The 16,854-nt window shown below is 61.0% G+C and carries 22 protein-coding genes; 11 read left to right on the forward strand and 11 right to left on the reverse strand.

The genetic code is table 11. The annotated features are described in order from the left end of the window. A partial coding sequence (locus ABIT12_RS12710; RefSeq protein ID WP_348042645.1) for a hypothetical protein occupies positions 1-196 on the forward strand: 196 nt, incomplete at its 5' end. Between the two features lie 122 nt (positions 197-318). Here the strand turns inward: ABIT12_RS12710 and ABIT12_RS12715 are convergent. Continuing rightward, positions 319-1,473 (reverse strand): HPP family protein, encoded by a 1,155-nt coding sequence (locus tag ABIT12_RS12715; protein WP_348042646.1) that lies wholly within the window; start codon positions 1,471-1,473, stop codon positions 319-321. Between the two features lie 223 nt (positions 1,474-1,696). On the opposite strand from ABIT12_RS12715, the gene ABIT12_RS12720 reads away from it, so the two are divergent. From ABIT12_RS12720 to folK, 8 genes are all read left to right on the forward strand, one after another. After that, positions 1,697-2,044 carry a metalloregulator ArsR/SmtB family transcription factor gene (locus ABIT12_RS12720; protein ID WP_348042647.1) on the forward strand — a complete coding sequence of 116 codons (348 nt, stop codon included), beginning with the start codon at positions 1,697-1,699 and terminating at the stop codon, positions 2,042-2,044. A 24-nt stretch (positions 2,045-2,068) separates the two neighbouring features. After that, positions 2,069-2,563, forward strand: a complete 495-nt coding sequence (locus ABIT12_RS12725) for an SRPBCC domain-containing protein (RefSeq protein ID WP_348042648.1) — start codon at positions 2,069-2,071, stop codon at positions 2,561-2,563. A gap of 12 nt (positions 2,564-2,575) precedes the next feature. Further along, entirely contained in the window at positions 2,576-3,079 is a 504-nt protein-coding gene (locus tag ABIT12_RS12730; protein WP_348042649.1) for an SRPBCC domain-containing protein, read from the forward strand. Continuing rightward, complete coding sequence (locus tag ABIT12_RS12735; protein WP_348042650.1) at positions 3,076-3,684, forward strand: dihydrofolate reductase family protein; 609 nt, start codon at positions 3,076-3,078, stop codon at positions 3,682-3,684. Before ABIT12_RS12730 ends, ABIT12_RS12735 begins: the two co-directional genes overlap by 4 nt. 181 nt (positions 3,685-3,865) lie before the next feature. Continuing rightward, on the forward strand, positions 3,866-4,681 hold the full coding sequence (locus ABIT12_RS12740; RefSeq protein WP_348042651.1) for an alpha/beta hydrolase: 816 nt from the start codon (positions 3,866-3,868) through the stop codon (positions 4,679-4,681). 142 nt (positions 4,682-4,823) lie between these two features. Then, positions 4,824-5,675 (forward strand): dihydropteroate synthase, encoded by an 852-nt coding sequence (gene folP / locus ABIT12_RS12745; protein ID WP_348042652.1) that lies wholly within the window; start codon positions 4,824-4,826, stop codon positions 5,673-5,675. 3 nt (positions 5,676-5,678) lie between these two features. Beyond that, positions 5,679-6,062: a dihydroneopterin aldolase gene (gene folB, locus ABIT12_RS12750; RefSeq protein WP_348042653.1), complete on the forward strand. Its 384-nt coding sequence runs from the start codon at positions 5,679-5,681 to the stop codon at positions 6,060-6,062. Further along, the gene (gene folK / locus ABIT12_RS12755) at positions 6,063-6,500 is read left to right on the forward strand and encodes a 2-amino-4-hydroxy-6-hydroxymethyldihydropteridine diphosphokinase (protein ID WP_348042654.1); all 438 of its coding nucleotides are present in this window, start codon (positions 6,063-6,065) and stop codon (positions 6,498-6,500) included. Here folK and ABIT12_RS12760 read toward each other — a convergent pair. The 6 genes from ABIT12_RS12760 to ABIT12_RS12785 are packed head-to-tail and all read right to left on the reverse strand — an operon-like array spanning position 6,497 to position 12,106. After that, positions 6,497-7,276 carry an ATP12 family protein gene (locus ABIT12_RS12760; RefSeq protein WP_348042655.1) on the reverse strand — a complete coding sequence of 260 codons (780 nt, stop codon included), beginning with the start codon at positions 7,274-7,276 and terminating at the stop codon, positions 6,497-6,499. The two genes, folK and ABIT12_RS12760, sit on opposite strands and share 4 nt — an antisense overlap. A 3-nt stretch (positions 7,277-7,279) precedes the next feature. Further along, positions 7,280-7,933, reverse strand: a complete 654-nt coding sequence (locus ABIT12_RS12765; RefSeq protein ID WP_348042656.1) for an HAD-IA family hydrolase — start codon at positions 7,931-7,933, stop codon at positions 7,280-7,282. Further along, complete coding sequence (locus ABIT12_RS12770) at positions 7,930-8,919, reverse strand: RluA family pseudouridine synthase (protein ID WP_348042657.1); 990 nt, start codon at positions 8,917-8,919, stop codon at positions 7,930-7,932. The genes ABIT12_RS12765 and ABIT12_RS12770 overlap by 4 nt, the downstream gene beginning before the upstream one ends. After that, a complete protein-coding gene (gene crcB, locus ABIT12_RS12775; RefSeq protein ID WP_348042658.1) occupies positions 8,916-9,299 on the reverse strand; it encodes a fluoride efflux transporter CrcB in 384 nt (127 codons plus the stop codon). The genes ABIT12_RS12770 and crcB overlap by 4 nt, the downstream gene beginning before the upstream one ends. After that, complete coding sequence (locus ABIT12_RS12780) at positions 9,296-10,627, reverse strand: replication-associated recombination protein A (RefSeq protein ID WP_348042659.1); 1,332 nt, start codon at positions 10,625-10,627, stop codon at positions 9,296-9,298. The genes crcB and ABIT12_RS12780 overlap by 4 nt, the downstream gene beginning before the upstream one ends. Further along, on the reverse strand, positions 10,628-12,106 hold the full coding sequence (locus ABIT12_RS12785) for a DegQ family serine endoprotease (protein ID WP_348042660.1): 1,479 nt from the start codon (positions 12,104-12,106) through the stop codon (positions 10,628-10,630). It abuts the gene before it with no gap. A gap of 202 nt (positions 12,107-12,308) precedes the next feature. On the opposite strand from ABIT12_RS12785, the gene ABIT12_RS12790 reads away from it, so the two are divergent. Together ABIT12_RS12790 and ABIT12_RS12795 are read left to right on the forward strand one after the other, a co-directional pair. Next, positions 12,309-13,490, forward strand: a complete 1,182-nt coding sequence (locus ABIT12_RS12790) for a hypothetical protein (protein WP_348042661.1) — start codon at positions 12,309-12,311, stop codon at positions 13,488-13,490. Positions 13,491-13,507: 17 nt separating this feature from the next. Further along, the gene (locus tag ABIT12_RS12795) at positions 13,508-14,095 is read left to right on the forward strand and encodes an AAA family ATPase (RefSeq protein WP_348063357.1); all 588 of its coding nucleotides are present in this window, start codon (positions 13,508-13,510) and stop codon (positions 14,093-14,095) included. A 210-nt stretch (positions 14,096-14,305) separates the two neighbouring features. Here ABIT12_RS12795 and rplQ read toward each other — a convergent pair whose 3' ends face one another. The 4 genes from rplQ to rpsM all read right to left on the reverse strand — a co-directional run bounded on the left by rplQ (position 14,306) and on the right by rpsM (position 16,738). Then, a complete protein-coding gene (gene rplQ / locus ABIT12_RS12800) occupies positions 14,306-14,728 on the reverse strand; it encodes a 50S ribosomal protein L17 (protein ID WP_348042663.1) in 423 nt (140 codons plus the stop codon). Positions 14,729-14,760: 32 nt separating this feature from the next. After that, the gene (locus ABIT12_RS12805; protein ID WP_348042664.1) at positions 14,761-15,780 is read right to left on the reverse strand and encodes a DNA-directed RNA polymerase subunit alpha; all 1,020 of its coding nucleotides are present in this window, start codon (positions 15,778-15,780) and stop codon (positions 14,761-14,763) included. A 98-nt stretch (positions 15,781-15,878) separates the two neighbouring features. Further along, the gene (gene rpsK / locus ABIT12_RS12810; RefSeq protein ID WP_046138391.1) at positions 15,879-16,271 is read right to left on the reverse strand and encodes a 30S ribosomal protein S11; all 393 of its coding nucleotides are present in this window, start codon (positions 16,269-16,271) and stop codon (positions 15,879-15,881) included. 98 nt (positions 16,272-16,369) lie between these two features. After that, positions 16,370-16,738: a 30S ribosomal protein S13 gene (gene rpsM, locus ABIT12_RS12815; RefSeq protein WP_348042665.1), complete on the reverse strand. Its 369-nt coding sequence runs from the start codon at positions 16,736-16,738 to the stop codon at positions 16,370-16,372. Between the last annotated feature and the right edge of the window lie 116 nt (positions 16,739-16,854).

Genomic DNA, 16,854 nt, shown 5'->3' on the forward strand with positions numbered 1-16,854 from the left:
AACCAGACTTGAAACCGCGCCTGATCAGATGCGCACCACCACACCGGGGACAATCCATCCCATCCTCCTGAGCAAATCACTTGCACAGCACAAGAATCCAAAAAGGATCGTAGGTAAACAGTTCCCCCTTGATGGGGGAGGCCGGGAGGGGGTGTGCGGAGTCGCCGTGTTCGGGCTTGCCCGCCCCCACCCTTGATCCCCTGCCATTCGAGCTTAGCTCTCATGGCCTTTTTCGCTCATTTCGCGCCACTGGCGCGAAATGCCCTGCGGGACGCTACAAAGCCCCACAAGGGGGAGGGTGTAGACTGCAAATCCAAGTTATTCAGACGCCCTATCAGTCCCAACACTAAACAGCGCCGCGATCACATCGGACTGGGTCACGATCCCCTCAAGAATGCCATTGCGATCCACCACCGGCAGGTGGTGATGCCCGCCCGCTGTCATGATCGGCACCAGTTGGGCAATCGGCAGATCGAGCGGCACCGATTGCACCGGCGTGGTCATGATGTCGCCCACGATGCCGCGCAGCGACTTGTCCGAATTGGTGATCGCGCGCAGCCGATAGCCCAGCCCGCTGCCGGTCGAAGTGCCCCAATCGGCCTTATCCAGCAGATCGGTCTGCGTCAAAATCCCCACCACGTGGCGTTCGCGGTCCACCACCGGCAGCGCCTTGATATGATGGCTGCGCAGCAGTGCCAGCGCCTCGCGCAGATGCGTGTCCGGCGTCACCTGTGCCAGTTTGCGCGACATCACCTGTCCGGCCGTCACCCCGCCCGAGCGTCGCTCGAAGGCGCGGATTTCGGCCTGGTGCAAAATGTCTTCCAGATCGTCGGTGCCCACCGGCAGCACCTGATCGTAATCGGCCAGCACGGCATTGAGATCGGCGCTGGTAAAGCCCAGTCGCGACACCGGCGCCGGATCGGCCTTTGGCGCCGGGGGTGTCGCCAGGTGCGGATAGCGCCGCCCGGTCAGGTTGTTGAACACCAAAGCTGCAATCAGCAGCAGTAGCGAGTTCAGCCCCACCGGCCACAACACGAAGCCATAGCCCGCCGCGTGGATCGCCGGGCCACCCAGCACTGCCGTCAGCGCCACTGCGCCGCTGGGCGGATGCAGGCAGCGCAGCGCCATCATCGCCGCAATGGCCAGGCCACCGGCCACCGCCGCGGCGATGACCGGGTCGGTGATCACCAGCGCGCAGGTCACCCCGATCAGCGCCGAAATGGTGTTGCCGCCCATGATCGACCACGGCTGCGCCAAAGGGCTGGCGGGCACCGCAAACAGCAGCACCGCCGAAGCTCCCATTGGCGCGATCAACAGCGGCAGATCATGGCTGTTGCGCAGCGCAAATCCGGCCACCAACCCGGTGATCAGGATACCAACGATTGCCCCCACCGAAGCGCGTACGCGCTCGCTGGCGCTGACTGGCGCCAGGCTGGGAATAAACCGTTTGAAGAAGGGTACGACTGAAGCCATCGGCGGGGATTTAGCAGGTTGGGGTGATTGAGTGAAGGCGCCCTTTCTTCGCCCCATCGGGGAGAAGGTGGCGCGCAGCGCCCCCTCACCCGTCTCGGCTGGGTCGATCCACCCTCTCCCCGACGGGGCTAGGAAAGCAGCAACGTATTTAACGAAACGGTTGACAGCGATCCGTGCACATCGTATTCAACCAATCAGTTTACAACTAATCGGTTCAATACAAATGGCTCCTGACCAGCTCAGCGCTACCCTTGCCGCTCTTGCCGATCCGACCCGTCGGGGCATCCTCGCCCAGTTGGCTCTGGGCGATGCCACAGTGTCCGATCTGGCGCGGCCCTACGACATGAGCCTTGCCGCCGTGTCCAAGCATCTCAAGGTGCTCGAAACCGCCGGCCTGATCTCCCGAAGCCGAGAGGCGCAGTGGCGTCCCTGCCATTTGGAAGCCGAGCCACTCAAGGCCGTTGCCGGCTGGATCGAAAATTACCGCCGCTTCTGGGAGGGAAGCTTGGATCGTCTGGAGAGCTACCTGCAGGAGCTGCAGAAGGGCGATCCGGACGGCACCAAGAACTGAACCAGCCAATCAAGGAGACCCATCATGGACGATCTCAAGATCACACCCGCCGCCAATGAGCCTGCCGTTATCATCTCCCGCACCCTCAATGCGCCTCGCGCCCTGGTGTGGAAGGCGATGTCGCAGCCCGAGCATCTGGTGCGCTGGTGGGGGCCGGATGGCTACAAGAACGTCATCACCCGCTTCGACTGGTATGTCGGCGGCGGCTATCGCATCGAAACCCATCTCCCCGATGGCAAGGTCATCGTTTTTCACGGCGAGTATCTCGAACTGATCGCCCCGGAACTGTCGGTGCAGACCTTCGGTGTCGAGGGCATGTATGACGGCCAGATGGCTACCGATACCGCTACTCTCGAGGACCTCGGGAACAGGACGCTTTACACGATCGTTTCCAATCTGGGCACCACCGAAGCGCGCGACGGCATGCTGGCCTCGGGCATGGAACTGGGTGTGCGCCAGGGCCTGCTGCGGCTCGACCAGATCCTGATCGAACTGGCCCGCGCGCCACAAAACGCCTGATCGGAGCCTGCCATGCTCACCGAACTCACCGAGCCGACCGAACAGGAAAAGGTGCTGGTCATCACCCGCACCTTCAAGGCGCCACGCCGGCTGATGTGGCAGGCGTTCGCCGAGCCCTACCATCTGGCTCAATGGTGGGGTCCGGAGGGCTATTCCAACCCGGTCTGCGAGATGGATTTTCGCGTTGGCGGGCATTGGCATCATGTGATGCGTGGTCCGGATGGGCGCGACCTGCCCACCGACAATCAGTTCATCGAAATCGTCGAGCCGGAGCGGATCGTTTATCGCAACGCTCCGGCCAAGGGCGCAGTCTGGGGCGAAAATCCACCGCCGGGCTTCCTGCGCACCATCACCTTTGCTGAACAGGGCGCAGCTGAAACCCTGCTGACAATCCGCGCCGAATTTGACAGCGTCGCCGATCGCGACACCGCCGTTCGCCGGGGCTGGGTCGAAGGCACTCATTCCAGCTTTGCCAAGCTGGACCTCCACCTCAACACCATGGAGATCGCACCATGACCAAAGTTGTTGTCGATATGACCATGTCGCTGGATGGCTACGTCGCTGGCCCCAACGATGGCAAGCAATACCCGCTCGGCCAGCACGGTGGGATGCGGATTTTCGATTGGTATCAGTCCGGTACCGAAGAGGTTACCAGCCCGCTGTTCCGCCCGGCTCCCGGCGCCAATCGCGAACAGGTGGATCTGATGCTGGAAGAATCCGGCGCCTTCATCTTCGGGCGGCGCACCTATGACATTACCAATGGCTGGGACGGCCGCCACCCGATCCACGGCTGCCCGGTGTTCGTCTTGACCCACAATCCGCCGAAGGAGTTCCCAAAGGGTCCATCGAACCTGACCTTTGTCACCGATGGCATTGCCAGCGCCATCGACCAGGCCCGCGCTGTTGCCAACGGCAAGGACATCAAGCTCGGTGGCGCCTCGCCCGGCAAACAAGCGTTGGCCGCCGGCCTCTGTGACGAAATCCTCGTTCACATCGCTCCCTATCTGCTGGGCGGCGGCGTGCGCCTGTTCGACGACCTGCCGGACGGCATCAAGCTCGAAAAGCTCAGGGTCACCGACGGACCTTTTGCTACCCACATCCGCTACGCCGTGCGGCGCTAAGCCAACCTGACCACCACGAAAATACCCAACGCGCTGTGGCGCGATAGCCCCTTCACGTCGCTGCAACGCTGGAGATTTCACCATGCATCGCCGCCAGTTTCTCACGCTCACCGCCGCCATGGGCCTTGCGTCTGCCCTACCGGTCCTCAACTCTGTTCAAGCCCAGGAAGGAACTTTCATCATGCCGACCCCATCCAAATCCGGTTACGCCCCCGTCAATGGCGTCGAGGTCTATTATGCCGTATTCGGCAGCGGCAAGCCGCTGGTGCTGCTGCATGGCGGTCTGGGCGATATGACCATGTTTGGTCCGGTGCTCGATGCCCTTGCCGCGGGCCGTCAGGTCATCGGCGTCGACCTGCAGGGCCACGGCCATACCTTGCCCTTTGACCGCCCGATGACCGCCAAGGCCATGGCTACCGACGTCGCCGAACTGATCAAATATCTTGGCTTGGAACAGCCCGATGTGCTGGGCTATTCGATGGGCGCCCTGATCGCCATGCGGCTGGCTATCGATCATCCGGAGGCGGTTGGCCGCCTGGTACTGGCCTCAGTGCCCTATGCCTTCTCTGGCTGGCACGATTTCAATCAGCAGGGCATGAAATCGATCAGCGGCGCCATGGCCGAGTCGATGAAACAAACACCGATGTACCAGGCCTATGCTTCTGTCGCGCCCGATGTGAACAACTGGCCGGTCCTGCTCGACAAGATGGGCAAGTTCGTCGGCGCCGACTACGACTACTCGGCCGAAGTCGCCGCCATCAAATCACCGACCCTCCTGGTTTTCGCCGATTGGGACAGCGTCCGTACCGCTCACGCCGCCCATTTCTTTGAGCTGCTCGGCGGCGGCCACACCGATGGCGGCTGGGGCGGCATGAACATGAACGCCAACCGCCTCGCCGTGCTGCCTGGGGCAACGCATTACGACATCTTCATCAACCCGACGCTGGCGACCACGGCAATTGCGTTCCTCGACCATCAGCCGCAGCCGGCCTCATAGGGCCAGTCCTGATCCAGCGTCCCCCACCCTCCTTCCCTCCTCCTCCAGGGGGAGGGAAGGAGGGTGGGGGCTCGCTTCTCTGGTCTGCGCTGGCCGGCAAAAGCAAAACCCGCTACTTCATCCGGGCACCTAGAGGCTCGCGATGCACTCCACCCACGCCATCCCCCTGCCCAACGGCCAGACGCTGCGCCTCGGCCCGATGCCAACCATCATGGGCATCCTCAACGTCACGCCGGACAGCTTTTCCGATGGCGGCGCCCATAACCTGATCGATGCCGCTGTAGCGCATGCCCTCGCCATGATCGCCGAAGGCGCCGACATCATCGACATCGGCGGTGAAAGCACCCGCCCCGGCTCGACGCCCGTTTCGACCCAGGAAGAACTCGACCGTGTCATCCCGGTGATCGAAGCCCTGATTGCCGCCGGCGTCACCACACCGATCTCCATCGACAGCCACAAGCCGCTGGTCGCCGACCAGGCCGTGCAGTCCGGCGCCGTCCTCATCAACGATGTGCATGGCCTGCAGCGCGATCCCGATATGGCAGCCGTGGCTGCGCTGCATCGCGCTGGGGTCATCGCCATGCATTGGGACGTCGCGCGCGACCCTGACAAACCAATCGTCGATGACATCATCCGCTATTTTGAACGCACTGTAGCACTTGCGGAAGCTGCGGGGATAAGCCGGACAAGTCTGGTGCTTGACCCGGGTTTTGGCTTTGGCAAGTCACTGAGTGACAATTATGCGGTGCTCAACGCTACCCGACGGCTAACCAATTGCGGCTTCGGGGTACTGATTGGTACCTCGCGTAAGTCGATGATCGGCAAGGTCCTGCACAATGAGCCATCGGAACGTCTTGCGGGCACCATCGCCGCCAATGTTCTGGCCTATGCCAACGGCGCCCACATCTTTCGCGTCCATGATGTAAAACCCAATCGCGACGCCCTTCGAATTGCGCAGGCAACGCTGTATGGTCCCTCGACCGAGCGAGGATAGACCATGGCCAAGAAGTTTTCGGGCGACCGTATCATCCTGAAAGACCTGGGCTTTTACGGCTACCATGGGCTGATGAGCGAAGAGAAAAGCCTGGGCCAGCGATTCTTCATCGATCTTAAATGCGGCGTCGATCTCTCCGCCCCCGGCAATACCGATCACATCAGCCAGACCGTGTCCTACGCGGCGATCTACGACACAGTGAAATTCGCCTTCGAAAACAAGCGGATGCATCTGATCGAGGCGGTTGCACAGAACATCGTCGATGCGGTTTTTACTGCCTATGTCGAGGTCAACTGGATCAAGATCCGCGTCCGCAAGCCCGAGGCACCCATCGCCATGGTGCGCGGCGAGGCCGCCATCGAACTGCACCGCCACCGGATTAGTTAAATGCAATCAACCGCTTGGCTCAGTCTCGGCGCCAATATCGGCGATCCGCAAGCCCAACTGGCCGAGGCCATACTGGCCTTGGACATGCATCCGCGCGTCAGTGTCACCGCCAGGTCGAGCGTCATCATCACCAAGCCATGGGGCAAAACCGATCAGCCGGACTTCGCCAACATGGCCATCGCGGTATCGACCGATCTCAAGCCGCTGGAATTGCTCGATGTTTGCCTCGGCGTCGAGCTGGCGATGGGTCGCATCCGCAAGGAAGTCTGGGGCCCGCGCCTGATCGATATCGACATCATCGCCTATGAACGCGTCGAAATCGTCAGCGATCGCCTGACCCTGCCGCACAAATTCGCCCACGACCGCAGCTTCGTGCTCGATCCGTTGCGCGAAATCGCGCCGGACGTCGCCGACTGGATCGTCACATTGAAGCGCTAATTGCGCATATCTTCCAGTACTTTGACCGCGGTGTCATATTCGCGTCGGCGCATGGCGCGGCGTTCGGCGGCCTCCTCGTCGGTGCCCCAAAACCGGATCTGGTGATCCTCGTCGACATGGGCTGCCGCCCAGACGTCGTCCGGGGTAAACAGCTGATGCAACAAGCCGATAGCCAGAAGTCCTGAACCAGTGAGTCCGGTAATCGAGACCATTGCCGTCATCACCAGCAGGCCCTCGTTCTGCAACGCCTCCCCCATCCGCGCCAGCATCGCTGCTGGCTGCGGCTGATGGATAATGCCGATGGTCGGCTGGAAGCTTACCCCAAAGTGCCGCGCCAGCTTGACCAGCGCCGTGTCCCAGGCGGCTTCCTGTTCCCTGATCAACGCCTCGGGATGCGCGGCGCGATAGAGCAGTAGGTCATTGCCGGTGAACTTGATCACTTCCTCGCGGAACGCCGGAATCATCGCCTCGCCGCTCTCCAGCGCCGAATTGACCAATCGAACCATAGGCATGCCGGCTGGATCGATATGGGTGCCCTGCGCCGCCCACTCCTCGGCCATCACCGTAGCAATGCCGGCGACCGGCACGATCACCGGCAATTTCATGCCCGGCGTCTTCACCTGCCGGCCATCGAGCGTGACATTGAAGCCGCCATCGACCGGATGCACGCCGACTTCCTTGTAGAACCGCTTCGGCAGCTGCACCTTGTTCAGATGCTGGGCCCGGCCATAGCCGTCGTCCCGGTGCTTGGCGGCCTCTTCGAGTTGATCGCGCATGGTCTACTCCAGCAGTTCGTCGATAGCGGCGTCCAGATCATCAAAGCTATCGATGATCCGCGCCGCGCCGGCCCGCAACAAATCCTTTGGCGATTGCAGGCCCCAGCCGACGCCGATCGCCTGTACGCCGGCGGCCCGCGCCATCTGAATATCAAACACCGCGTCGCCGATCATGAGGGTTTCAGCGGGCGTCGCGCCGCATTCGTCCATCGCCGTCAGCAGCATCGAGGGATGGGGCTTGGACGGATTATTGTCGGGCGTCTGCAAGGTCTTGAAATAGTGACCAATGCCGGTCTGCGATAACGCCCGATCAAGGCCAAGCCGGCCCTTGCCGGTGGCAACACCGAGGATGGTCTGCGGACGCATCGACAGCCGCTGCAGCGCCGTCTGCGCGCCAGCAAAGAGCGGCATCTGGCCGGGCGGCGCGAGGGCTGAAATCTCTCGATAGGCGTGCATCAGCCGCGCGATCAGGTCTTCGTCGGTCGTATCAGCCACCTGGCCCATATAGAGCGGCAGCGACAGGCCCACATTGGCGCGGACGGCCTCCGCAGACGGCTGCGGCAGGCCAAGCGCGGCAAACGCGCCATTGACCCGGCTCGAAATGGTGGCCCCGCTATCGATCAGCGTGCCGTCCATGTCGAAGATGATCAGGCTCATGCCTCTTCCTCGGGGTCCTGCTGCTGGGCATCATAGCGGCCCGCGTCGAAACCGAGTGCGTCAAAAGTCTGCTGCATGTGGGGCGGCAGCGGCGCGGAAATATCCAGGCGCTTGCCGTTGCGCAGCGGAATGGCGATGCGGCGGGCGTGCAAGTGCAGCCCTTCGCCCAGACCCGGCGTGCCCTGCCAGTTCTCGATATTGAAATATCGCGGATCATTGATGATCGGCGTACCGAGCTGAGCCATGTGGACGCGCAACTGATGCGTCCGGCCGGTTACCGGCTTCAGCGTCACCCAGGCAAAGCGACGGCTGGCGGTGTCAGTGGTGGAATAATAGCTCATCGAGTGCTGGGCACCCGGCGTACCGTTCTTGACCACGACGACTTGCTCGCCATCGAGGGTCTTCTGCTTGCCCAGGAAGCAAGAGATTTCGCCCTGGCGCGGGGTTGGATTGCCTGCCACGATGGCCCAGTAGATCTTGCGGGCCGAGCGCGAGCGGAACACGGTGCCGAAATGGCTGGCGGCAGCGTGGGTCTTGGCAACCACGAGGCAACCAGAGGTATCGCGGTCGAGACGATGCACCAGCCGAGGCGGTTCGCCCTTCTTGTTGGGCAGGCTTTTGAGCATGCCATCGATATGGCGGAAGGTGCCGCTGCCGCCCTGCACGGCAAGGCCGGCCGGCTTGTTCAGTACATAGATATCATCATCCTCGTACATGATCAGCGAGGTGATGAATTCGGCATCAGCATTGCTGACCTTGACCGGCTTGACGGTCTCAGGATCATCGATCGGCGGAATACGCACGGTCTGTCCCGGGGACAGGCGGGTATTGGTGGTCACCTTGGCCTTGTCCACCTTGACTTCGCCATTGCGGATCAGCTTCTGCAGACGGCCAAAACCGAGCTGCGGAAAGTGATGGGCAAACCAGCGATCGAGCCGCATGCCGTCTTCGTCGCTGGATACTTCGCGCTGTTGAACCGCACTCATGCGGGCATTCCCCGGGTAATCAAAAGACCCAGATATAGGCCGAGCACCGAAACGGCAACCGACAAGGCGACATACAAGCCAGCCGATACCAGTTCCCCGCGCTCGATCAGGGTGATGGTGTCGAGCGAAAACGACGAAAAGGTCGTGAAGCCACCAAAGAGGCCCACCGCCACAAACAGCCGCGCCTCGGGTGCCCAAGCCGGCATCGCCTTGACCAGCCAGCCGATGAACAGGCCCATGGCGAGCGAACCAAGGATGTTGATCAACAGCGTGGCGAGCGGAAAGCTCATGGTCCAGACGCGACCGACCAGCATGCCGAAGCCATAGCGGATCATCGCCCCAATGCCGCCGCCGACGCCAACCAGTACAAATCCCGTCATTTGGTTTCGCCCTCGCGTCTGGCGGTGCGTAGCCGCCCGAAATAGTCCATACGCTTGCTCAATTCGCGCTCAAAACCGCGTTCAACCGGCTGGTAGAATTGCTGGCGACCGATCTTTTCGGGGAAATATTCCTGGCCGGAGAAGCCTTCCGGCGTATCATGGTCATAAACATAGCCATCGCCGTAGCCCGCACCCTTCATCATCTTGGTCGGGGCGTTGAGGATGACCATTGGCGGCATCGGCGAGCCGGTGGCCTTGGCCACGCTGGTGGCGCCCTTGAAGGCGGTATAGACGGCGTTGGATTTGGGAGCGAGGGCCAGATAGACCACCACCTGCGCCAGCGCCAGTTCGCCCTCCGGCGATCCGAGCATCTGATAGGCATCGCGCCCCGCTACCGCCTGCGGCAGTGCCTGAGGATCGGCAAGGCCGATATCCTCCACCGACATCCGGATCAACCGGCGCGCCAGGAACAGCGGGTCCTCGCCAGCATCGAGCATGCGCGCGAAATAATACAAGGCGGCGTCCGGGTCCGAGCCGCGAATGGTTTTGTGCAGCGCCGAAATCAGATTGTAGTGGCCGTCCTGTGCCTTGTCATAGATCGGGGCGCGGCGCTGCACTACGGTGAGTAGCGCCGCGCTGTCCAGCATCTCGCCGGGCTTGGCCGAGGCAAACACTTCCTCCACCAGCCCGAGCAGCGCCCGCCCGTCGCCATCCGCCAGCGTCATCAGGGTGGCGCGGGCTTCCGGATCAAGCGGCAGGGTATCGCCCGTCAGCGTCTCGGCGCGTTGCGCGAGTTTTTCCAGATCTTCAAGCGACAGCGATTCAAACCTCAGCACCTGGCTGCGCGACAGCAGGGCTGCATTGAGTTCAAACGACGGGTTTTCGGTCGTCGCTCCGACCAGCACGACGGTGCCGTCTTCCATCACCGGGAGGAAGCCATCCTGCTGGGCGCGGTTGAAGCGATGGATTTCGTCGACGAACAACAGCGTCTTGCGACCGGACAGTCGCTCGAAGCGCGCCTCCTCGAACACCTTCTTCAAATCGGCGACCCCCGAAAACACCGCCGAAATCTGCTTGAACTTGTAGCCGATCTGATCGGCCAGCAGTCGCGCCACCGTGGTCTTGCCGGTTCCCGGCGGGCCCCACAGGATCAGCGAACCCAACCGGCCAGAAGCGATCATGCGCCGCAAGGTGCCGTCCGGACCCAGCATATGGGTCTGGCCGATCACCTCATCGAGGGTTTTGGGTCGCAACTGGTCGGCGAGCGGACGTGCGCCAGCCGGTTCATCGGCGGGATCGACCGGGTCCGGCGCAAACAGATCCGCCATTTAGCCTCCAATAACGCTGCGGATGGTGCGGCCACCGCGCTGCAATTCGATCTGCCAGGTGCGCATGCGCTGCGAAGCCAGTTGTTCGAACGACTTGGCGTCCGGGAATTTCTGGCCGTTCAGCGCAATGATAACGTCGTCCACAGCCAGTCCCATCTGTTCAGCGGCCGAATTGGATTCAACCGCCGTTACGATAACTCCAGATGCGTCGTAGGGCAGGCCTTTTTCTTCCGCAAGGGCTGGCGTCATGGCGGACACACTTGTCCCGGCAAATGCCGTGTTGCCGCTGACTTTGGCAGTATCGGCAACGGGTGCGGCCTCCACCGTCAGGGATATGTCGGCAGTCTGGCCGTTGTGAATGCGCGAAACTATTGCCTTGGTGCCGACCTTGCGCGTGGCCAGGCGGAAATTGAAGGCGCTCGGGTCGTCGACCGGCAGGCCATCGACCGCAAGGATCACGTCCCCGTCGGCGAAGCCGTCGCGTTCGGCCGGGCCACCGGGCGCCAGTTCGGTGATCAGCGTGCCGTGCGGCGCCGGCATGCCCATGCTGGCGGCGATATCGGCGGTGACGGTCTGCAACTTGGCACCGAACCATGGACGCACGATGGTGCCGCCATTCAGGCCCGCATCGGCAACAACGCGGACCATGTTGGACGGGATGGCAAAACCGATGCCGACCGAGCCCCCGCTTTGCGAATAGATAGCGGTATTGATGCCCACCAGATGGCCATCAAGATCCACCAGTGCGCCGCCCGAATTGCCGGGATTGATCGCCGCGTCGGTCTGGATGAAGAACTCGTAATTGTTGCTTTCCACCCCGGTGCGCGCCAGTGCCGAAACGATGCCGCTGGTCACCGTCTGTCCGACACCAAACGGATTGCCGATCGCCAGCACCAGATCGCCCACCTGCAGATCGTCCGAATTGGCAAAGGGTAGCGCAGGGAATGTTTCGCCTTTGGGATCGTGGATTTTCAGCACCGCCAGATCGGTCTTGGAATCGTCGAGCACCACATCGACCGGGAATTCGCGGCCATCTGAGAGCGAGATATGCACCTCGGTGCCGCCATCGACCACATGGCTGTTGGTGAGGATGATGCCCGAGCCGTCGACGATGACGCCCGAGCCCAAGGCCTGCGACTCGCGTGGCCGGCTCTGGAAGTCACCTTGCCCGCCAAAGAACCGCTGGAAGAACGGATCATTGGCGAAGGGCGAAGCCGATTGCTGCTCGATCCTGGTCGAATAGACGTTGACGACCGAAGGGGCCACTTGCTTGACGACAGGAGCAAAGCTCAGCTTCACCTGCCCATCGCTCAGCGGCACCACGCGCTCCGGCTCTGGCGCGGCAGGAACCGTCGCCTCCGCCACGAGGTTGGGTGAGGCAATCGCTGCATCACGCAACAGCGGCGACAGGGCGAAGTAGCCAAACGCGCCCAAAGCAAGCAGGGCGGCAAAGGCCAAAGGAAACCGACGCAGAGACATGGCTGGCACCATCAATAGGAAACAGAGACGGGCGCGATCTGCCCGTCGGATGAACCCAGCGAAACGCCCTGATTTTGTCGCCATTAAGGTGTCACAACACTAGGCGAAGTTCCGCCGAAATAATCATTTGCGGTGAGGATCAACCGGCCCTATATGCAGCGTTTCTTTTACGCATACCAAGCCCGGAAAGGCACCTGGACCAATGGCAGACGAGCCGAACCACGTTTACCCGAACACCTCTGCGCTAATTGCCGCTGAAGCTCCGGATTTCCCGAGTTTTCTGTTCTCCGAACGTGAGTTGCACAAGGCCACAAAGGTCTTTCGCAAGGGCTTTGACGGGCTATTGACCTATGCGGTCAAGTGTAACCCGTCCCCACACATCATTGCTCAGTTGCATCGCGAAGGTTTGAAGGCGTTCGATGTCGCCTCCAATACCGAAATGGAACTGGTGCGCGACAATGCGCCGGGCGCCGCAATGCACTACAACAATCCGATCAAGAACAAGCGCGAAATCGCCCGCGCTTATGAAGAGTTCGGCGTCCGCTCCTTCACCATCGATCATCCGCAGCAGCTCGATCAGCTTGCCGCCGTGGTGTCGCCATCGCGCGATGTGGAAGTGACCACCCGGTTCAAGGCTGGCAAGGCGCTGAAGTCCTATGACTTCGGCATCAAGTTCGGCGTCATGGAACAGGGCGCCGCTGAAATCGTCACCATGGTCGACCAGATGGGCTATACACCAAGCCTGTGCTTCCATGTCGGCAGCCAGTGCGAAGACGCCTATGCCTATGAGCGCCATATCGCCGCCGCAGCCCGTATCGTTGAAGAATCCGGCATCGAACTGAAACGCCTCAATATCGGCGGTGGCTATCCGGCCCCATACCCGACCAGCGAAGCGCCGCCGATGGAATATTACTTTGAAACCATCGCGACGGCGGTCAACGACCATTTCGGCGAGAAGAAAAAGCCGGAACTGATCATCGAGCCAGGCCGTGCGCTCGTCACCTCCTCGACCTCGCTGCTGTTGCGCGTAAAGCATCAGCGCGGCGGCCAGTCGGTTTATGTCAATGACGGCGCCTATGGTTCGCTGATGGAAGTCAAGTTCATGCACTTCACCCCGCCGGTCCGTGTCTGGCGCGGCGCCCGTGTGCATGACAATAACGCCGAGTTCTCGGAATTCACCATCTGGGGCCCCACCTGCGACAGCTATGACGTGTTGCCCCAGGTGTTCACCCTGCCGGCGGATATCGACGAAGACGACTGGATCGAGTTCGGCTTGATGGGCGCCTATACCCAGGCCTCGCTCACCCCGTTCAACGGCTTCGACCGTCGCGACCGGTTCTGGGTCGATGAAGTTTACACCGGCAAGGACGTGCAGCCGGAATAATAGGTTCAGTCTGGAAATTGCTGGCCACCTCAGCCAAAAGCTGGGGTGGCTTTTTGTTGGAGGAACAAATGGACGGGATACCAGACCTGGAGGCGATGGGCCGCCGGATCATGATCATGGGACCATCCAATTCCGGCAAATCGACGCTAACAGAGGCGATTGGCCGCAAACTTGAGATTGAACCGGTTTATCTGGACCTTCTTCGCCACCTGCCCAACACCGACTGGGTGCAGCGCACCGACGCGGATTTCCAGCGGTTGCATGACGGCGCCATACAGGCACACAGCTGGATCATGGAGGGGAATTATTCTGTGCTTCTGCCACAACGCCTGGCCCGCGCGACTGGTATCATCATCATCGGTGACCACCACCTGCGTCGCTACTGGCGCTATTTTCGCCGCACGTTGTTTTCCAAAAAACGGCCCGGCGGGATGGAAGGCAATATCGACAGCGTCAAGTGGGAGATGGTCCGCTGGATTTGGGTGTCTCGCAACAGCAATGCCAAATATGAGGCTGCAGCGCGGGCAGCGGGTCTGCCGCACGTATTTTGTCGCTCCTTACAGGAGGTGAAGGCAGTCTATGCAGCGTGGGGGCTTATGCCGTAGCGGCCCTGGCCCATAACTGCCCCCTCACTAACCTGATCCTGGTCCTGTCGAAGGACGCGGCCCTGCTCCCACCTCCACTCACTTGAGTTCGCGTTTCACCAAGCTCGCCGTGAGGTCTCCAAGAAACCTCTGAGCCTGCTCCATATCCAGAACGCAAAAAAGCGGCCACGATCTCCCGTGGCCGCCTCAAATCTGCTTGGCGTAAAAGTCTTACGCTGCTTCGGCTTCGTCGTTGCCGCCATAGACCGGGCCGCTGTCGAGGCCCTTGGCGTTGACGTCGCGGTCAACGAATTCGATCACTGCCAGCGGGGCATTGTCGCCGTAGCGGAAGCCGGCTTTCATGATGCGGATATAGCCGCCCTGACGTTCCTTGTAGCGGCCGCCGAGAACGGCGAACAGCTTGCGGACCTGATCTTCGTCGCGGATCTGGGCGATCGCCTGACGGCGAGCGTGCAGATCGCCGCGCTTGGCAAGGGTCACCAGCTTTTCCACGATCGGACGCAGTTCCTTGGCCTTGGGCAAGGTCGTCACGATCTGCTCGTGCTTGATGAGAGCGGCAGACATATTGGCAAACATCGCCTTGCGATGGCTGGCCGTCCGATTGAGTTTGCGGCCTGAATTACCGTGGCGCATGGTTGTCTCCTAAAGTGCTTGGCAGCGCGCGATCAATAATGATCTTCGTAGCGCTTGGCGAGGTCATCGATATTCTCGGGTGGCCAATTGGCAACGTCCATTCCGAGATGAAGCCCCATCTGTGCCAGGACTTCCTTGATTTCGTTGAGCGACTTGCGGCCGAAGTTCGGCGTCCGCAGCATCTCGGCTTCCGTCTTCTGGATCAGGTCGCCGATATAAACGATGTTGTCGTTCTTGAGGCAGTTTGCCGAACGCACCGACAGTTCGAGCTCGTCGACCTTCTTGAGCAGTGCAGGATTGAACGCCAGTTCCGGAACGGAATCCTGGGTCTTTTCCTTGCTGGGCTCTTCGAAGTTCACGAAGACCGACAGTTGGTCCTGCAGGATACGCGCAGCATAAGCCACGGCGTCTTCCGGCGAGATGGCGCCATTGGTCTCGACCTGCAGGGTCAGCTTGTCCTTGTCGAGGCTTTCGCCCGCACGGGTCGCATCGACCTTGTACGAAACGCGGCGCACCGGCGAGAACAGAGCATCGACCGGAATATAACCGATCGGCGCATCTTCGGGACGGTTCTTATCGGCAGCGACATAGCCCTTGCCGGTATTGACCGTGAATTCGATGTTGATCTCGGCGCCGTCATCAAGATGACAGATCACGAGTTCAGGATTGAGCACTTCGATATCGCCGGTGACCTTGATGTCGCCAGCGGTTACCGAGCCCGGACCCTGCTTGGACAGAGCCAGGCGCTTGGGGCCTTCCGAACCCATCTTCAACGCGATTTCCTTCACGTTGAGAACGAGGTCGGTAATGTCTTCACGTACGCCCGGAAGCGACGAGAATTCATGCAGGATGCCGTCAATCTGGATTGCAGTCACAGCCGCGCCCTGAAGCGACGACAGCAGCACGCGACGAAGGGCATTACCAAGGGTAAGCCCGTAACCGCGCTCAAGCGGCTCGGCAACAACCGAGGCCACGCGCGCGTTATCGCTGCCCGAAACAATCTCCAGCTTGGTCGGCTTAATAAGTTCTTGCCAGTTCCTCTGGATCGTCACAGGTAATTCCTTTCAAAATCGCGGCCCTTGCCCGGCCGCACCGCCGCAAACGCAATAAAACTCCCGGCCCGAAACAGGCCAGGAGCTTGGTGTCGTCGTTAAACGCGGCGCCGCTTGCGCGGACGGCAGCCATTGTGCGGGATCGAGGTCACGTCACGGATCGAGGTGACGTTGAAGCCAGCGGCCTGCAGGGCACGAAGCGCCGATTCACGGCCCGAACCGGGACCGCGCACTTCGACCTCAAGGGTCTTCATGCCATGTTCCTGGGCCTTCTTGGCGGCATCTTCAGCTGCGACCTGAGCAGCATAAGGGGTCGACTTGCGCGAACCCTTGAAACCCATAACGCCCGACGACGACCAGGAAATCGTGTTTCCCTGCATGTCGGCGATGGTAACCATGGTGTTGTTGAACGAAGCATTCACGTGGGCAACGCCCGAGGTAATGTTCTTGCGTTCCTTGCGCTTGACGCGCGTGGTTTCAGTCTTAGCCATTTCAGTCCTCTAGTCGATATCTGCGCTGCCGTAATACCAGCAGCTTCACCTGGAGCACCGCTCCCTGCCCCAACAATCTCGCGCCGAAGCACGAACACTTATTTCTTCTTGCCAGCGATCGCCTTTGCCGGACCCTTGCGGGTGCGGGCATTGGTGTGGGTACGTTGACCGCGGACCGGCAGGCCACGACGATGGCGCAGGCCACGGTAGTTACCCAGATCCATCAGGCGCTTGATATTCATCGCCACATTACGGCGCAGATCACCTTCCACGACGTAATCGCGGTCGATAGCTTCACGAATCTGAATGACTTCAGCGTCGGTAAGTTCGTTGACGCGGCGCTCTGCCGGAATGCCAACCTTGGTGCAGATATCCTCGGCGAACTTGTCGCCGATCCCGTGGATGTACTGCAGCGCAATGATAACGCGCTTATTCGTCGGGATATTGACGCCAGCGATACGAGCCACGTCTGCTCTCCTTCATTCAACACGGTGACCATCACGGCCCGTGCCGTTAAACAACAAGGGACCGGATTTCGACCCCCAACCTAATTGAGAAACCGAATCCAGCCCAATAATCCTGA

Origin of the sequence: Devosia sp., assembly GCF_039927955.1 — a bacterium.
Classification (GTDB): Bacteria; Pseudomonadota; Alphaproteobacteria; order Rhizobiales; family Devosiaceae; genus Devosia.

Bases quoted from the DNA above. Each gene is read 5' to 3' on its own strand.
- ABIT12_RS12720 (WP_348042647.1), top strand. From the start codon at position 1,697: ATGGCTCCTGACCAGCTCAGCGCTACCCTTGCCGCTCTTGCCGATCCG.
- ABIT12_RS12770 (WP_348042657.1), bottom strand. From the start codon at position 8,919: ATGAGTGCGGTTCAACAGCGCGAAGTATCCAGCGACGAAGACGGCATG.
- rpsK (WP_046138391.1), bottom strand. From the start codon at position 16,271: ATGGCTAAGACTGAAACCACGCGCGTCAAGCGCAAGGAACGCAAGAAC.
- ABIT12_RS12740 (WP_348042651.1), top strand. From the start codon at position 3,866: ATGCCGACCCCATCCAAATCCGGTTACGCCCCCGTCAATGGCGTCGAG.
- rplQ (WP_348042663.1), bottom strand. From the start codon at position 14,728: ATGCGCCACGGTAATTCAGGCCGCAAACTCAATCGGACGGCCAGCCAT.
- ABIT12_RS12715 (WP_348042646.1), bottom strand. From the start codon at position 1,473: ATGGCTTCAGTCGTACCCTTCTTCAAACGGTTTATTCCCAGCCTGGCG.
- folK (WP_348042654.1), top strand. From the start codon at position 6,063: ATGCAATCAACCGCTTGGCTCAGTCTCGGCGCCAATATCGGCGATCCG.
- ABIT12_RS12790 (WP_348042661.1), top strand. From the start codon at position 12,309: ATGGCAGACGAGCCGAACCACGTTTACCCGAACACCTCTGCGCTAATT.
- folP (WP_348042652.1), top strand. From the start codon at position 4,824: ATGCACTCCACCCACGCCATCCCCCTGCCCAACGGCCAGACGCTGCGC.
- folB (WP_348042653.1), top strand. From the start codon at position 5,679: ATGGCCAAGAAGTTTTCGGGCGACCGTATCATCCTGAAAGACCTGGGC.
- ABIT12_RS12730 (WP_348042649.1), top strand. From the start codon at position 2,576: ATGCTCACCGAACTCACCGAGCCGACCGAACAGGAAAAGGTGCTGGTC.
- ABIT12_RS12780 (WP_348042659.1), bottom strand. From the start codon at position 10,627: ATGGCGGATCTGTTTGCGCCGGACCCGGTCGATCCCGCCGATGAACCG.
- ABIT12_RS12735 (WP_348042650.1), top strand. From the start codon at position 3,076: ATGACCAAAGTTGTTGTCGATATGACCATGTCGCTGGATGGCTACGTC.
- ABIT12_RS12760 (WP_348042655.1), bottom strand. From the start codon at position 7,276: ATGCGCGATCAACTCGAAGAGGCCGCCAAGCACCGGGACGACGGCTAT.
- ABIT12_RS12725 (WP_348042648.1), top strand. From the start codon at position 2,069: ATGGACGATCTCAAGATCACACCCGCCGCCAATGAGCCTGCCGTTATC.
- crcB (WP_348042658.1), bottom strand. From the start codon at position 9,299: ATGACGGGATTTGTACTGGTTGGCGTCGGCGGCGGCATTGGGGCGATG.
- ABIT12_RS12785 (WP_348042660.1), bottom strand. From the start codon at position 12,106: ATGTCTCTGCGTCGGTTTCCTTTGGCCTTTGCCGCCCTGCTTGCTTTG.
- ABIT12_RS12765 (WP_348042656.1), bottom strand. From the start codon at position 7,933: ATGAGCCTGATCATCTTCGACATGGACGGCACGCTGATCGATAGCGGG.